Origin of the sequence: uncultured Desulfovibrio sp. (genome assembly GCF_902477725.1) — a bacterium.
Lineage (GTDB): Bacteria > Desulfobacterota > Desulfovibrionia > Desulfovibrionales > Desulfovibrionaceae > Desulfovibrio.
In genome coordinates, this window is sequence record NZ_CABSIF010000023.1 from 15,109 (window position 1) to 29,036 (window position 13,928).

General features: G+C 58.6%; 12 protein-coding genes and 1 tRNA gene. 5 read left to right on the forward strand and 8 right to left on the reverse strand.

The features are described 5' to 3' along the window. Positions 1-57: 57 nt before the first annotated feature. From phoU to RDK48_RS14740, 4 genes are all read right to left on the reverse strand, one after another. Complete coding sequence (phoU, locus tag RDK48_RS14725; RefSeq protein ID WP_298993626.1) at positions 58-885, reverse strand: phosphate signaling complex protein PhoU; 828 nt, start codon at positions 883-885, stop codon at positions 58-60. Between the two features lie 106 nt (positions 886-991). Then, the gene (gene pstB, locus RDK48_RS14730; RefSeq protein ID WP_022659457.1) at positions 992-1,747 is read right to left on the reverse strand and encodes a phosphate ABC transporter ATP-binding protein PstB; all 756 of its coding nucleotides are present in this window, start codon (positions 1,745-1,747) and stop codon (positions 992-994) included. Beyond that, positions 1,744-3,633 carry an ATP-binding protein gene (locus RDK48_RS14735; RefSeq protein ID WP_298993624.1) on the reverse strand — a complete coding sequence of 630 codons (1,890 nt, stop codon included), beginning with the start codon at positions 3,631-3,633 and terminating at the stop codon, positions 1,744-1,746. Before RDK48_RS14735 ends, pstB begins: the two co-directional genes overlap by 4 nt. 145 nt (positions 3,634-3,778) lie before the next feature. Beyond that, positions 3,779-4,456 carry a response regulator gene (locus RDK48_RS14740; RefSeq protein WP_022659455.1) on the reverse strand — a complete coding sequence of 226 codons (678 nt, stop codon included), beginning with the start codon at positions 4,454-4,456 and terminating at the stop codon, positions 3,779-3,781. Positions 4,457-4,702: 246 nt separating this feature from the next. On the opposite strand from RDK48_RS14740, the gene RDK48_RS14745 reads away from it, so the two are divergent. The 3 genes from RDK48_RS14745 (at position 4,703) to pstA (ending at position 7,545) form a co-directional block, all read left to right on the forward strand. Further along, the gene (locus RDK48_RS14745; RefSeq protein WP_298993621.1) at positions 4,703-5,521 is read left to right on the forward strand and encodes a PstS family phosphate ABC transporter substrate-binding protein; all 819 of its coding nucleotides are present in this window, start codon (positions 4,703-4,705) and stop codon (positions 5,519-5,521) included. Positions 5,522-5,604: 83 nt separating this feature from the next. Further along, a complete protein-coding gene (gene pstC / locus RDK48_RS14750; protein WP_022659453.1) occupies positions 5,605-6,495 on the forward strand; it encodes a phosphate ABC transporter permease subunit PstC in 891 nt (296 codons plus the stop codon). 231 nt (positions 6,496-6,726) lie between these two features. Continuing rightward, a complete protein-coding gene (gene pstA / locus RDK48_RS14755) occupies positions 6,727-7,545 on the forward strand; it encodes a phosphate ABC transporter permease PstA (protein WP_298993657.1) in 819 nt (272 codons plus the stop codon). A gap of 380 nt (positions 7,546-7,925) precedes the next feature. Here pstA and RDK48_RS14760 read toward each other — a convergent pair whose 3' ends face one another. The 4 genes from RDK48_RS14760 to rsfS form a co-directional block, all read right to left on the reverse strand. Continuing rightward, positions 7,926-9,485, reverse strand: coding sequence for an outer membrane homotrimeric porin (locus tag RDK48_RS14760; protein WP_298993617.1), 1,560 nt, complete (start codon positions 9,483-9,485; stop codon positions 7,926-7,928). 431 nt (positions 9,486-9,916) lie between these two features. Then, positions 9,917-10,159, reverse strand: a complete 243-nt coding sequence (locus tag RDK48_RS14765; protein ID WP_022659449.1) for a hypothetical protein — start codon at positions 10,157-10,159, stop codon at positions 9,917-9,919. Beyond that, a complete protein-coding gene (gpmI, locus tag RDK48_RS14770; RefSeq protein ID WP_298993655.1) occupies positions 10,152-11,708 on the reverse strand; it encodes a 2,3-bisphosphoglycerate-independent phosphoglycerate mutase in 1,557 nt (518 codons plus the stop codon). The genes RDK48_RS14765 and gpmI overlap by 8 nt, the downstream gene beginning before the upstream one ends. After that, the gene (gene rsfS, locus RDK48_RS14775; RefSeq protein ID WP_298993614.1) at positions 11,705-12,118 is read right to left on the reverse strand and encodes a ribosome silencing factor; all 414 of its coding nucleotides are present in this window, start codon (positions 12,116-12,118) and stop codon (positions 11,705-11,707) included. Before rsfS ends, gpmI begins: the two co-directional genes overlap by 4 nt. Before the next feature lie 190 nt (positions 12,119-12,308). Between rsfS and RDK48_RS14780 the strand changes: the two genes are divergently transcribed. Continuing rightward, a complete protein-coding gene (locus RDK48_RS14780) occupies positions 12,309-13,610 on the forward strand; it encodes a phenylacetate--CoA ligase family protein (RefSeq protein WP_291445419.1) in 1,302 nt (433 codons plus the stop codon). Positions 13,611-13,848: 238 nt separating this feature from the next. Continuing rightward, a tRNA-Gly gene (locus RDK48_RS14785) sits at positions 13,849-13,923 on the forward strand. Positions 13,924-13,928 lie beyond the last annotated feature (5 nt).

Genomic DNA, 13,928 nt, shown 5'->3' on the forward strand with positions numbered 1-13,928 from the left:
CCCCGAACCTCGCTGGTTCGGGGGCTTTTGCGTTCAGCCTGCAATAATAATCTGATATCAGGCGCGGTCTTCAGGATCAGCGGTATCGTCTGCCGCATCGTCGGGCACTTCAGAGGCATCCGCATGCATGGCGGAAACCGACGAGACGCCGGGCACGGAGTCAGCCATACCGGCTGGCTGGACAGCACCGCCAGTGCGCGCCCCTTCGCCACGTTCTTCACTCTTGTGCTTCACGCTTTCGCCCTGACTGATAAAGTAGACCTGCTCCGCAATGTTGATGGAGCGCCGCCACACGCGCGTGAGCGAGCGGGTCACAAGTATGATGTGCATGGCCTGATAGGGATCCAGCGAGGAATCAGGGTCAGAAAGGCTTTCCATGATCTGCTGGATGATGCGCACTTCGCTTTGCACGGCTTCTTCATCACCGCGCAGCATATGCAGGGCGTCTTGCGCATTGTTCTCACGGAACACACGCACGGCGCGGTCAAAAGCCTCGCTGGCCTTGTAGTACATCTCGCGCACATGGGGGATCACCCCAAAGCCGGGCTTGTCCTGCATCAAAATGGCCTGTTCGGCCATGCTCACGGCCTCGTCGCCAATGCGCTCAAGGTCAACCACCATACGCAGGGCGCTGACCACAAAACGCAGATCCCCGGCAACGGGCTGCGTGCGGGCAAGCAGTTGCAGGGCCATCTCGTCAATTTCATTTTCCAGAGCGTCAATGGCGGCATCGTTTTCAATGACTGAAGCCGCGCGGCCCGGATCACCAGCCGCCATGGCCTTGCCGGCGTCTTCCAGGGCGATGCCCACGCTGGCGCACATGACCAGCAGCCTGGTGCGCAGTGATACGAGCAGTTGTTGCAAATAATTGGCCTGTTGCTGCATGATCGTTCTCCCGGAACAATTACGCTTGAATGTGAACTGCCCTGCGCTCTCTGCGCGCGCTGGCAGCGCTTGAACATGACGTCCTGACGGCTGCGAAAGCAGGCGGTTAGCCAAAACGGCCTGTAATATAATCTTCCGTCTGCTTCTTGGCCGGTCTGGTGAACATGACATCCGTGGCGTTGTGTTCAATGAGCCTGCCCATGTAAAAAAATGCCGTGTAGTCAGAAACGCGGGCAGCCTGTTGCATGTTGTGCGTAACAATGATGATGGAAAGCGATTCGCGCAGTTCGCGGATGCTTTCTTCAATCTTTTGCGTGGCAATGGGATCGAGGGCGCTGGCGGGTTCGTCCATGAGCAGCACCTCCGGCTCCACAGCCAGGGCGCGGGCGATGCACAGACGCTGCTGCTGCCCCCCGGAAAGCCCAAGCGCCGGGCTTTGCAGGCGGTCTTTGACTTCTTCAAAAATGGCGGCCCGGCGCAGGGAAAGTTCCACTTTTTCGGCAATCAGGCTTTCGTCCCGCAGGCCATTGACGCGCAGGCCGTAGGCCACGTTTTCGTAAATGGTTTTGGGAAAGGGATTGGGCTTTTGAAACACCATGCCCACACGGCAGCGTAGCGAAACCACATCCGTATCGGGACGGTTCACGTCCTGACCATCCAGAAGGATTTCGCCTTCTACGCGCGCGCCGGGAACAAGGTCGTTCATGCGGTTAAGACAACGCAGAAAGGTTGATTTGCCACAGCCCGACGGGCCAATCAGGGCCGTGACCCTGCGCGGCTCAAAATTCAGGCTTACTTCGTGCAGGGCCTTGTTTTGCCCGTAGTATACACTGACGTTGCGTGCCAGCAGATGCTCGTTCATGAAAGTGCCGCTCCGTAAACGGAAGATAGGGTGAAAACAAGGGCCGTGCTGCCGTCCTGCGCCGGGCTTTCCGCCCGGATGCGGCCACCGTGCCGTTCAACAATGTGCTTGCAGATGGCCAGCCCAAGACCGGTAGTTGCCTGCCCCCTGTGCCGCTCCACCTGATAAAAACGTTCAAAAATGCGCTCCAGATCGGCCTTGGGAATACCGGGGCCGTCATCCACCACACGAAAAACTACATCAGGGCCGCTCACGCGCGCGCTGATGCGAACATCGCCGCCTTCCGGCGCGTAACGTCCTGCGTTTTCAATAAGGTTTCTGAACACCTGCGCCAGATGCGGCTGGCTTGCCATCACGCGGCAGTCTTCGGGGATATCCACAACCACCGAACACTTGCGGCGCTCAAGCACTTCGCGGCACATGCCCGCGGCTTGCGATACTGCATCGCGAGGATCCGTGGGGCTGAGTTCCAGGCTGCCTGTTTTGCCCTCCAGCCGTGCAAGGGTGAGCAGATCGTCCACCATGCGGCTGAGGCAAACCCCGTGCTTCAGAATGATTTCGCCAAAGCGACGGCATTCGGGCGAGGCATCCAGACTGACGAGGGTTTCCGCATAGCCCTGGATGGCCGTCAGCGGGGTGCGCAGCTCATGCGACACGTTGGCCACAAAATCGCGGCGCACGCGTTCCAGCCGCATAAGCTCTGTAATATCGTGGAATACCGCCACCGCACCCACGCCTGTCTGGCCCAGATGCTCAAGACCGCAGGGGCGGGAAATGCATACCGACATGACCTGCCCGGACGAAAGCTCAAGTTGCAGATACCGCTGCTCGCGATTGAGCGTTGGCTCTTCACCTGCGGCAGCGCCCTCGTGTTCCGCAGAAGGCGGCACGCTGCTTTGTGCTGCGTCTGCCGGGGCTGCCCCAGAGCTGGGCGCAGAGCCGGACATAGAACCTGGCATTGGGCAGGCGGCCATGGCCGCATCCACAGCGGCCTGCAACTGCGGGGATGGAATAACTTCTACCACCTGCGCGCCCAAGGCCGACGCCGCAGCAGGAAATTCACGCGCCAATGCGCGGTTACAGCGGCGGATGCGCCCATGCGGGCCCAACACCAGCACGCCGTCGCTCATGGTTTCCAGTATGCTTTCAAGCTGGGCTGTCTGCTCAGCAGCAGTGCGCACATGATCTTCAATATTTTCAGCCATGCGGTTTACAGCTTCAGCCAGCGGAGCAAATTCCCTGCCGGGAATGCGCCGCAAACGCCGCTGAAAATTCCCCAGTGAAATGGCTTCCACCACAGAGACCATCTGTGAAAGCGAATTGCGCAATGCACCTGAGAGCAGCCCCGCAAGAATCAACGAGAGCACCAACGTCACAATGCCGATTCTGGTGAATACGGCCACGCGGCTTTCAATTTCCTGTTTCAGATTGTTCAGCGGCAAGGCAATGCGCAGCAACCGCGCGTCATTTACACGCACCGAGGCATACGCCATATCCGTACCCAACGTTCCGCTCGAACGCACGGAATACCCCTGCCCGCCCTGCATGGCAGCCCGTACCTCCGGCCTGTCCGCATGGTTGTCGAGCTTGGAAACCGGCTGCGCGCCCGGCGCTGTGTCGGCCAGCACGTTGCCGCTGTTGTCAAGGAGCGAAAGCCGTTCCTGAGGCATTTGCAATATGGCTGCCAGTTCGCGCAGGCCTTCAGGATTCGCCCCTGCCTTGCCAAGAATAGCAGCAGAAAGCGTAGTTTCGCGCAACAACCTTTCGCGCGCCGCGTCAACCTGACTCTGCTCAAAGGAAGCTCTGCCGTAATAAACGGCAATTCCCGAAGCAATGAGCGCTGCGGCAAGCACGCTGCAAAAAATTCGTGTTCTGAAAGAAAGCATGGTTTTTCTCGCTCGTAACATGCTGTCGTGGGCAATTACATTTTGAAAATGTGCAGCCTCAAAACGGTCAAACGATAACGCTGTCTACCATCAGCCAGACGCTCCGCCACCGTTGGCGCACCGCCCTGCTCCCGCTGCTGGGCCCTTATTCCTTGATGCGGTAGCCAACGCCGCGCACAGTCTCCAGCATGGGAGCCGCCTCGCCCAGCTTGGCGCGCAGCCTGCGCACATGGGTATCTACGGTACGGGCGTAGCCTTCAAAGGAATAACCCCATACGTTGTTGAGAAGCTGCTCCCGGGTGCGGACTGACCCGGCATGCCGCAGCAAGTCTTCAAGCAGGCGGAATTCCGTGGCCGTGAGGTTCAGCAATTCCCCTTCCACTTCGGCGGAATGCGCCTCGGTGCGCAGGCGTATGCCGTGGCGCTCAAGCACAGGGCTTTCAACCTTGCGCCCACCGCGCCGCAGCACGGCCTTGACCCGCAGCATCAACTCGCGGACGCTGAAGGGTTTGACCACATAATCATCGGCACCAAGACTCAGCCCCACAACCCGGTCCACTTCTTCACCACGTGCGGTGAGCATGAGCACCGGGATGTGGGAGGTTTCAGCCTGCGCGCCAAGACGGCGGCATACTTCAAATCCATCCACACCCGGTAGCATCACATCAAGAAGCACCAGGTCGGGGGTATGCTGCCGGGCAAGGGCCAGGCCCTGCGTGCCATCGGCTGCTTCATGCACAGTGAATCCCTCGCGCTCAAGATTGAAACGCAAAAGTTCACGAATATCGGCTTCGTCTTCAACTATCAGTATTTGCTGGCTCATATGTTTCACCTCTATGACGCAAACAGAGTACAGCGGCTTTGTGCGCCAAACTGATGGAGGGCATGTTACAATTGCGTGACGAAAAACATTTTAAATAAGTTGCAATATTTCAGCATGTTAATTGTATATATTGCAGTTTCACGCAGTCTTCTGCGTTTCGTCATATTTTTGTAACAGAGGCGGGCAAAAAGAGAAACGTACCGGGAAACGCCCTGGCACCAACATTAGAAACCAAGGAGAAAATCCATGTCTATCGGAAAACTGCTCGTCACCGCCCTCGCTGTTCTGAGCCTCAGCGCTCCTGCCATGGCTGCCCAACAGGTCATCATCAACGGTTCCACCACTGTTCTTCCTGTGGTTCAGAAAGCTGGCGAAGCCTTCATGGCCTCCCACCCCGATGTGGAACTGAGCATTTCCGGCGGCGGTTCCGGCAACGGCATCAAGGCACTCATTGAAAAGCAGTGCGACATCGCCATGAGCTCGCGCGACATCAAGGAAAAGGAAGTTGAAGCCGCCAAGAAAAACGGCGTGACCCCCAACCGCGTTGTTGTTGCTATTGACGCCATCGTGCCTGTGGTCAACCCCGCCAACCCGGTTGCCGCCCTTACCTCTGCCCAGCTGCGCGACATCTACGCCGGCAAGATCACCAACTGGAAGGAACTTGGCGGCCAGGACGGCAAGATCGTTGTTATCTCGCGCGATACGTCCTCCGGTACCTTTGAATGCTGGCAGGAACTTATCATGAAGGAAGAGCGCGTTAACCCCGCCGCTCTCATGCAGGCCTCCAACGGCGCTGTGGTGCAGGCCGTTTCCAAGAACAAGAACGCCCTCGGCTATGTTGGCCTGGGTTACCTCGACAAGTCCACCAAGGGCCTCAAGGTCAATGATGTGACCGCCACCGCCCAGACTGCCCTTTCCAAGCAGTGGCCCATCGCCCGCGAACTTTTTGTCTTCACCAACGGCGCGCCTGCTGGCGGTGCCAAGGCTTTTGTTGATTACCTGCTGGATCCCGGCAAGGGCCAGAAGAACGTGCTTGAAGTGGGTTATGTGCCCCTGGGCAAGTAGGTAGACTACTACCCGCGTTACACCCACAGCATCGGCGGAGCGGGACGGCATGAGCCTCCCGCACCCGCCGGGGAGAAAGCGCAATGCGCTCCAGAGACATCAAGGAAAAAGCGGTGCGCGTCACCCTTACCACCATGGCAGGCAGCTCGCTGCTGGCTCTGGCTGGTATTGTCATTTTTCTCTTCATGGAAGGCCTGCCGCTTTTCAGCGAATACCCCTTCCTCAATTTTCTGTTCGGCAACCTCTGGTATCCGACTGAGGAACCGGGATTGTTCGGCATATTTCCCCTGCTGGTGGCCTCACTGGCGGTGACGGTACTTTCGTCCCTGCTGGCGGTGCCCATGGGGGTGCTGACGGCGGTTTACCTGACGGAAATCGCCCACCCCAACGTACGGCGCGTCATCAAGCCCTTTGTGGAGCTGCTGGCGGCATTGCCCTCGGTTGTGCTGGGCTTTCTGGGCATGGTGGTGCTTGCGCCCTTCTTGCAGGATTATCTGGATGCCGCCACAGGGCTGAATCTGCTCAATGCCTCGCTGGTACTGGCGCTCATGAGCGTGCCGACCATCTGCTCCGTGTCTGAAGACGCACTCTTCGGCGTGCCACGCGACCTGCGCGAGGCATCGCTGGCACTGGGCGCGACCCGTTGGCAGACAACAGTGCGAGTGGTTATTCCTGCCGCTCTTTCGGGCATAGGCACGGCTGTGATGCTTGGCATGTCGCGCGCCATCGGTGAAACCATGGTGGTGCTGATGGTTGCTGGCGGGGCAGGCATCATCCCCACCTCGCTGCTTGACCCGGTGCGGCCCATGCCTGCCAGCATTGCCGCTGAAATGGCGGAGGCCGCCTTCCGCAGCGAACACTACCACGCGCTGTTTGCTATTGGCATTGTACTCTTTTTCCTGACGCTGAGCTTCAACCTGGCCGCCGGTTATATTGCCGAAAAGCACCGTCAGGTGGGAACCTCCAGCCTGTAAACGCACAGTGTTGCAAGGTTGCACAGTATGACGCCAGTTCAGAACGAGGAAAAATCCATGTCAGCCACCAGCCGCCTTACCCCTGTTCCTTCCGCCGGGCCGAGCATCAAGCTCACACCGCGCCCTCTGGAAGCAGACCTCAAACACCACGATGCGGACGAACCGCCGCGCGAAGAAGGTGCGCGCCTGCAATTTGCCAGCGGCAAGGGCCGCGGGCAGTACCAGACCTTCATGTTCTGGCTGTTGCGCGCGATTGCCGCCTGCAACGTGCTGGCACTGCTGGCCGTATGCGCTTTTTTGCTGCAAAACGGCTTGCCTGCCTTAAGCTGGTCGTTCCTGACCGAGGCCCCCCGACAGATGATGACCCAGGGCGGCATATTCCCTTGCATCGTCGGCACGGCAATTCTGTCGCTAGGTTCCCTCTTGCTGGCGTTTCCTCTGGGCGTGGCCTCCGCCGTGTACCTCAATGAATACGCCAAGCGCAACGCCTTTGCCCGCTTTGTGCGTCTGGGGGTCAACAACCTCGCGGGTGTGCCTTCTGTGGTTTTTGGCCTGTTCGGGCTTTCATTTTTTGTTACCTTTTGCGGATTTGGCGTAAGTATTCTTTCTGGCGTGCTTACCCTTGCGGTTCTGACACTGCCAGTCATTATCGGCACAGCCGAGGAAGCCCTGCGCAACGTGCCGGACACGTACCGCGAGGCCTCGCTGGCTCTGGGCGCAACCAAATCGCAGACCATTGCCCGCGTTATTTTGCCAAGTGCCCTGCCCGGCATGCTGACTGGGGCCATTCTGGGTGTGGCGCGCGCCGCGGGCGAAACCGCCGCCATCATGTTTACGGCCTCGGTATTCTATATGCCCAAGGGGCCGGATTCCATATTCAGCCCGGTCATGGCGCTTCCCTACCATATGTATGTTCTTGCCACGGCAGGTACGGAAATCGACAAGACCCGCCCGCTGCAATACGGCACCGGCCTTGTGCTGCTCTTGCTGGTGCTGGGCATGAACCTGCTTGCCATCATCCTGCGCGACAGATTGCAGAAACGTTACTAATTCTCACACCCTCCGCCTTCAGACTCCAATACCCTCTCCTTCCCTCCTCTCTGTCAGAGCCCGCGCAAGCGGGCTCTGGTCGTGTTGGCCTTGCCATTCGGGCTAAAAGCAAGGGCAAGCTACTGCATGGCTGCATTTCTGGCGGGCGGGGTTCATTCTATCCGCTGTTGAGACAGCTGAGAGGTTGTCAGCCTTATGAAAAGGCGCATGTGTTTGGGCATCAGCCTGCTGCGATCCACGGCTTGATCTGCTGTAGGCAGTGTTTACAGGCAGGTCTGAACCAACGCTCAAAGAACTGCCTTGGCACAGACGCAAAAAGGGAGGCCCGAAGGCCTCCCTTTGAATGCGTATCAAGCCGTCCGCAGACGGTTGCTCTTGGATTAGAAGCTGTACGCGAAGACCACTTTGGCCTGGTACATGTCCTGCTTGCTGAACGAGCTGGGGGTCTGAGCCTTCTTCCAGGTGCTGTTGTCCATGCAGTTGACCATGTAGTCCAGTTCCAGGTTCATTTCCAGGTTCTGGTAGATCTTGTAGGAGTTCACGAGGTTGAATTCTACAAGACCGTCGTTGGTGGTCAGGTAAGGCACGGTGTTGGCGCCAAGACCATCGGACCAGGAGTAGGCGGTCTTCATGTACTTGACCATGCTGGTGCTGTTGGTGCCGCCCCAGTAGGCCACACGGAAGGTGTGCTTCAGGTCTTCCAGGAAGCTCATGTCCTTCAGCTGGGTGCCGATGCCCCAGGTACCGGCGTAATCAACGCCGTAGTCCTGACGCAGCCAGCCCATGTTGCCGTCGCCCATGTAGGAGGTGAAGTTGCCGGTGGGCACCAGGGAAGGCATGCGCTCGGAACCGTTCTTCACGCTGCTGTCGTCGCCGGAAGCGTACCAGCCGAACAGACCGGGGGTGGCCCAATCCATCTTGTATTCAACAAGGGCCTTGGCCAGCCAGCCCTGACGCTGGGAGCTGCCGCGCACCCATTCGTTGCTCTGGCCCTTCTGCACATCGTAACGGCCCATGCCTTCAACATAGCCATAGTTGATGTCCAGCTCGATGTTCAGGGGATCGAACACGGTCACAGCCAGGGGCAGACCGGCCCAGAACATGGAACCGTAAGACTTGCTGGTGCCGCCGAGGCGCACGAAATCGTTACCGGTGATGGACGAACCCATGGGGGCGGGCATCAGGGTCATGGGCGGGTTGCCGTCATTGTTGTTGGCAACCTGATTGTATTCGTTCTTGTCGGCGTCGTAGTTGGTCAGGGTATTCTTGCCCAGCATGCCGTACATGATCCAGGGGGTCACGTTCACGCCATCAAAGGTCAGGGGGGCAGTCACGCCGAACAGATCCATGTTGTCAAGATAGTTCACATGGTTGGTGCCGTGGTAACGGGCATCCTTGCCAGAGAAGTTATCATTGAAGGGGCGCGCCCAGAAAGCGGTCATGCTGACGTTTTCATTGAACTTGTACGAAGCGACAACAGCGGCCACGTCGGTATCAAGAATAGCGGAGCCACCAGCAACGGTGTTGGGCAGGGCAAGACCCTGGATACCCATGCGCACCTTGGCATCGGTCTGGGGGATGGCCCAGTCGATGTAGGCGTTCTTCACTTTAACCTGATTGTTGCCGTCAGCGCCGAGGGAGCCGCCAGAGGCGCTCTGACCCCAGGTCTGGGTGCCAATTTCAAAGTACACGGTGCCGGACAGGGCTTCAGAAGCCACGGCGTCCAACTGCAAGCGCACGCGCTGCTGGGCAACAAAGCCGTCGCCATTGTCGCCCTTGGTCTTGTTGCTGTTTTCACGGGTCTTGCTGGTCAGGCTGTTGTCGCCAGCGCTAAAGCCCATGAGCCACTGGCCCTTAGCCTTGAAATCAATGGCGCTGGCACCGGTGGCCGCGCCGAACACCAGGCCGGCGGCCAGGATAAGCGTACAGATGCGTTTCATAAATCCCTTCCTCTCTAGTTTTTCCCACAGGGTTGACACAAGCCTGCTCCAACACAGGCTGGGAAAACATATCTAGAATCATGTATGAAGGCAACCGTTTTCGTCAAAAAATTTTTACCAGACTGTCACAATGGCAGAAATATGACGCCCAAATGACATGCAGGCAATGCCAAGGCTCTCATCCTGCCGATCTAAAACCACTGGCGTTGCTACGCCGGGAGCCATTGCTCTGCATTCTTCCCCAAAGTTGTCTGCAGGGGCTTACCCCGAATACGCGTTCAATTTTTTTGCTGGGCAAGAAGTTCCCCCCTCTTTAAAGGAGTCGCGTGCGCACACAAAAGCCCGCCCCTGTTCAAAGCCAGCATTGCTGCGGCATCATGAACAGGGGCGGGCCACGGGCTCACCCAAAAATCAGAACTTACCTATTCGACTTACAGAAAATCAGGATCAGCGGCAGCCTTGCCCTCTGCCAGCATAATGCGCACATAGTGCAGGCTGTGCTCGTCAACCGGAATGATGGGGAAGGACTGGGAGCAACCAGGGCAACGCACCATGCGCGGTTCCGTAGGGCTTGCTTGGGGCACGTGCTTGCCGCAGTTGGGGCACTGATAAAAAAACAGAATTTCCATTCCGTCTGGCGCAACAGGCTGGACGGGTCGCTTGCGCTCAGCCACGGTTGGCCTCCCCTGCATTTTGGGGCGCGGCCAGATTGCGCCCGGTCATCAGTTCAGAAGGCTGCATTCCCCAAAGGCCAAGAATGGTGGTGGCCACATCGGCCAGCCTGCCGTCCGCCAGGGCGCGCACCTTTCCATCTGGTTCCAGCAGAATGCAGGGAACGGGATTGGTGGTGTGGGCCGTGTGGGGCTGGCCATCGGGCGTGAGCATTTTTTCGCAGTTGCCGTGGTCGGCAATGACAATCATGCGGCCCTTGCGGGCCTCCACAGCGGCAACCATGCGCCCCAGGCAGGCGTCAACCACTTCGCAGGCGTTGACCGCAGCCTGGAGAATGCCCGTATGACCCACCATGTCGCCATTGGCGAGATTGCAGACCACAAGATCGTACGCGCCGGAATTCCAGGCTTCCACAAATTTGTCCGTCACTTCAACGGCGCTCATGGAAGGCTTTTGGTCGTAGGTTTTCACCTCGCGGGGGGACGGCACAAGGATGCGATCCTCACCAGCAAAAGGCTCTTCAAGTCCGCCATTGAAAAAGTAGGTGACGTGCGCGTATTTTTCCGTTTCCGCCAGGCGCAGCTGCTTCAGCCCTTGCCGGGAAACCACTTCGCCAAGCCCCATGCTCACGGCCTCCTTGGGAAAGGCCACGGGGATATTGAAGCTTGATTCATAGGCGGTCATGGAAGCAATCCCGGCCAGAACCGGAACGCGGCCACGGTCAAAGCCGTCAAACTCAGGCTGAATAAACGCCTGGGTAAACTGGCGCATGCGGTCTGCACGGAAGTTGAACAGGAACAGGCCATCGCCATCGGCCATGCCTGCATCATCGCCCGCAGCAAAGCACAGGGGCTTGATGAATTCGTCCGTGATGCCAGCCGCGTAAGAGGCTTCAATGGCCGCAACGGGCGCAAGCGTTGTTGCAGGGGTACCGTGAACGATAACTTCCCATGCTTCCTCAAGGCGCTCCCAGTGCTTGTCGCGATCCATAGCAAAAAAACGGCCCACCATACTGGCGATGCGCGTCTTGGGCTGCCCTTCAATGCTCTTTTGCAGCGCGCGCATAAAATCCACGCCGCTGTGCGGGTCGCGGTCGCGCCCGTCCATGAGGCAGTGGATGCGCACAGGCACCCCTGCCTTATGGGCAATGCCGCACAGGGCTTCAAGATGATGCATGTGGCTGTGTACACCGCCATCAGAAAGCAGCCCCGCCAGATGCAGCTTGCCGCCGCTCTTGCGAATTGATTCAAGCAGCTCGTTGAGTACTGGATTGGCGGCAAAGCTGCCGTCTTCCAGCGCCACATCGATGCGGGTCATGTCCTGATACACCACGCGGCCTGCGCCGATGTTCAGATGCCCCACCTCGGAATTGCCCATGTAGCCGCGCGGCAGCCCCACATCGCGCCCGGAGGCTACCAGCTGGGAATGCGGGCAGCTCACAAGGAGCGCATCCATATTGGGTGTAGCTGCAATATAGGGCGCGTTGCCGGGCCCCGGCTCGGCAATCCCCCAGCCATCAAGAATCAGCAAAAGCGTGGGCGTCATGATTATTCCCCGCTTCGGGCTTCGGCCAGTGATGCAGCCTTGCCCCACAGGGCTTCAAGGCCGTAAAGCTCGCGCACCGGCTCCAGAAAAACGTTGACGACAATGTCGTTCATGTCCACCAGAATCCACTGACCGGCGGTGTAGCCTTCCATGCGCAGATATTCAAAATTGCGCTGGCGGCAAAGTTCGCCCACGCCATCGGCGAGGCTCTGGGCGTGACGCACCGAACCGGCGCTGGCAATGACCAGAGCCTCGGCAAAACCGCCCTGCCCGGCCATATCTATGCTGACCACGCGCGCGGCCTTGTGCTCTTCAAGCCACGTGACCACGTCCGCCAGCTTTTCTTCCAGGGGGACATCCGAATAACGCTTGGGGGCAGTGCCCCCTGCAGGTGAAGAAGAAGTGTTGTTTTCCATACCCTGCACATAACGTAAAGACGGGGCAAGAGCAATGGCGCAGCAAGCCGCCAACGCGCTGAAACGAGCGCGAAATCGCGCCAATCCGTATTGACCGCGCCAGCGCATTGCGGCATACCCAAACGAAGCTTTTTAGGGATCAGCGTCGCGCTTTTGCGCCGCCAAACGCCAGCCGCAGAAGGAGAGGGCCGTGCTTTTCAACATCAAACAGGAAACTCTGCCACGCGAAGAAATGGAGGCGCTGCAACTGCGCCGCCTGCGTGATTTGTGCAACCGCGTCTACGCCAACGTGCCCTTTTATCGCAAACGTTTTGACGAGGCGGGCATTACCCCTGCCGACATCAAGTCGCTGGCGGATCTTAAACTGCTGCCCTTTACGGAAAAGCAGGATCTGCGCAACCACTATCCTTATGGCCTTTTTGCGGTTCCCAAGGATCACATCGTACGTCTGCACGCCTCCAGCGGCACCACGGGCAAATCTGTTGTGGTGGGCTATACCCAGCGCGACCTCGAAACCTGGGCGGAACTGATGGCCCGCAGTTTGGCAGCCGCAGGCGTGGTGCGCTCGGACGTGGTGCATGTGGCCTATGGTTACGGCCTCTTTACCGGCGGGCTGGGCGCGCACTATGGCGCGGAGCGCCTTGGCGCAACCGTTGTGCCCGCTTCTGGCGGCGCGACCCGGCGTCAGGCCGGTTTGCTGCGCGATTTTGGCGCAACAGTGCTCTGCGCCACGCCGTCCTATGGTCTGCATCTGTGGGAAGCGTCCATGGAAGTAGGCGTTAATTTTCGCGATCTGCCCCTGCGCGTGGGCGTTTTCGGTGCCGAGCCGTGGTCTGAAGCCATGCGCCGCGACATTGAGGATAAAATGGACATCAGCGCCATGAACATTTACGGCCTGTCCGAAATCATGGGGCCCGGCGTTGCCATGGAATGCGAGGAAGCCAAGTGCGGCATGCATTTGTGGGAAGACCACATCCTGCCCGAAATCATTGACCCCGTTACGGGCGACCAGCTCCCCCCCGGCGAAGTGGGTGAACTGGTGCTGACCACGCTGACCAAGGAAGGCATCCCCATGTTGCGCTACCGCACGCGCGACCTCACCAGCCTTGATTACACCCCCTGCCGGTGCGGCCGCACCCACGTGCGCATTTCGCGCCTCCAGGGCCGCAGCGACGACATGCTCATTATCCGCGGCGTCAACGTGTTCCCGCAGCAGATTGAGGGCATCCTGATGGAAAGCGAGGGGCTTTCCCCCAACTACCAGATCATCGTGGACCGCGTGCACAACCTCGACACCCTCGAAGTGCGCGTTGAGATGAACGAGAACCTCTTTGCCGATGAAATCCGCAAGCTGCAAATGCTTGAAGGCCGCCTGCAAAAGACCATCAAGGAATACCTGGGCGTCTCCGCCAAGGTACGCCTGATGGAACCCCGCTCCATTGAGCGCTCCGAGGGCAAGGCCAAGCGCATTGTGGACAACCGCAAGGATTAGGCTACCGGCCAGGCGAGAAATATTGGCTGCATGCGCGCTGTAAAACGGCATGTGCGGCACACTTGGGGGCCATCGGCAATGCGGATGGCCCCTTTTGACAAAGACAGTGCACAGCAATGACCCTGACATTTTTAATTGTTATTTCAGTATATTAACAATTTTGTCTAAAAAGCGGCGAAAAAAAGTCCAGCAATGCTTGACACCTCAGCCAAGTCCGCGTAGAACGTTTTCTCGCTGAGCGGGAGTAACTCAGTGGTAGAGTGCAACCTTGCCAAGGTTGAAGTCGCGGGTTCAAATCCCGTCTCCCGCTCCACTTTT

What these genes read in the sequence shown, in the direction of transcription:
- phoU (WP_298993626.1), bottom strand. Translation starts at nt 885, where the DNA reads ATGCAGCAACAGGCCAATTATTTGCAACAACTGCTCGTATCACTGCGC.
- pstB (WP_022659457.1), bottom strand. Translation starts at nt 1,747, where the DNA reads ATGAACGAGCATCTGCTGGCACGCAACGTCAGTGTATACTACGGGCAA.
- RDK48_RS14735 (WP_298993624.1), bottom strand. Translation starts at nt 3,633, where the DNA reads ATGCTTTCTTTCAGAACACGAATTTTTTGCAGCGTGCTTGCCGCAGCG.
- RDK48_RS14740 (WP_022659455.1), bottom strand. Translation starts at nt 4,456, where the DNA reads ATGAGCCAGCAAATACTGATAGTTGAAGACGAAGCCGATATTCGTGAA.
- RDK48_RS14745 (WP_298993621.1), top strand. Translation starts at nt 4,703, where the DNA reads ATGTCTATCGGAAAACTGCTCGTCACCGCCCTCGCTGTTCTGAGCCTC.
- pstC (WP_022659453.1), top strand. Translation starts at nt 5,605, where the DNA reads ATGCGCTCCAGAGACATCAAGGAAAAAGCGGTGCGCGTCACCCTTACC.
- pstA (WP_298993657.1), top strand. Translation starts at nt 6,727, where the DNA reads ATGTTCTGGCTGTTGCGCGCGATTGCCGCCTGCAACGTGCTGGCACTG.
- RDK48_RS14760 (WP_298993617.1), bottom strand. Translation starts at nt 9,485, where the DNA reads ATGAAACGCATCTGTACGCTTATCCTGGCCGCCGGCCTGGTGTTCGGC.
- rsfS (WP_298993614.1), bottom strand. Translation starts at nt 12,118, where the DNA reads ATGGAAAACAACACTTCTTCTTCACCTGCAGGGGGCACTGCCCCCAAG.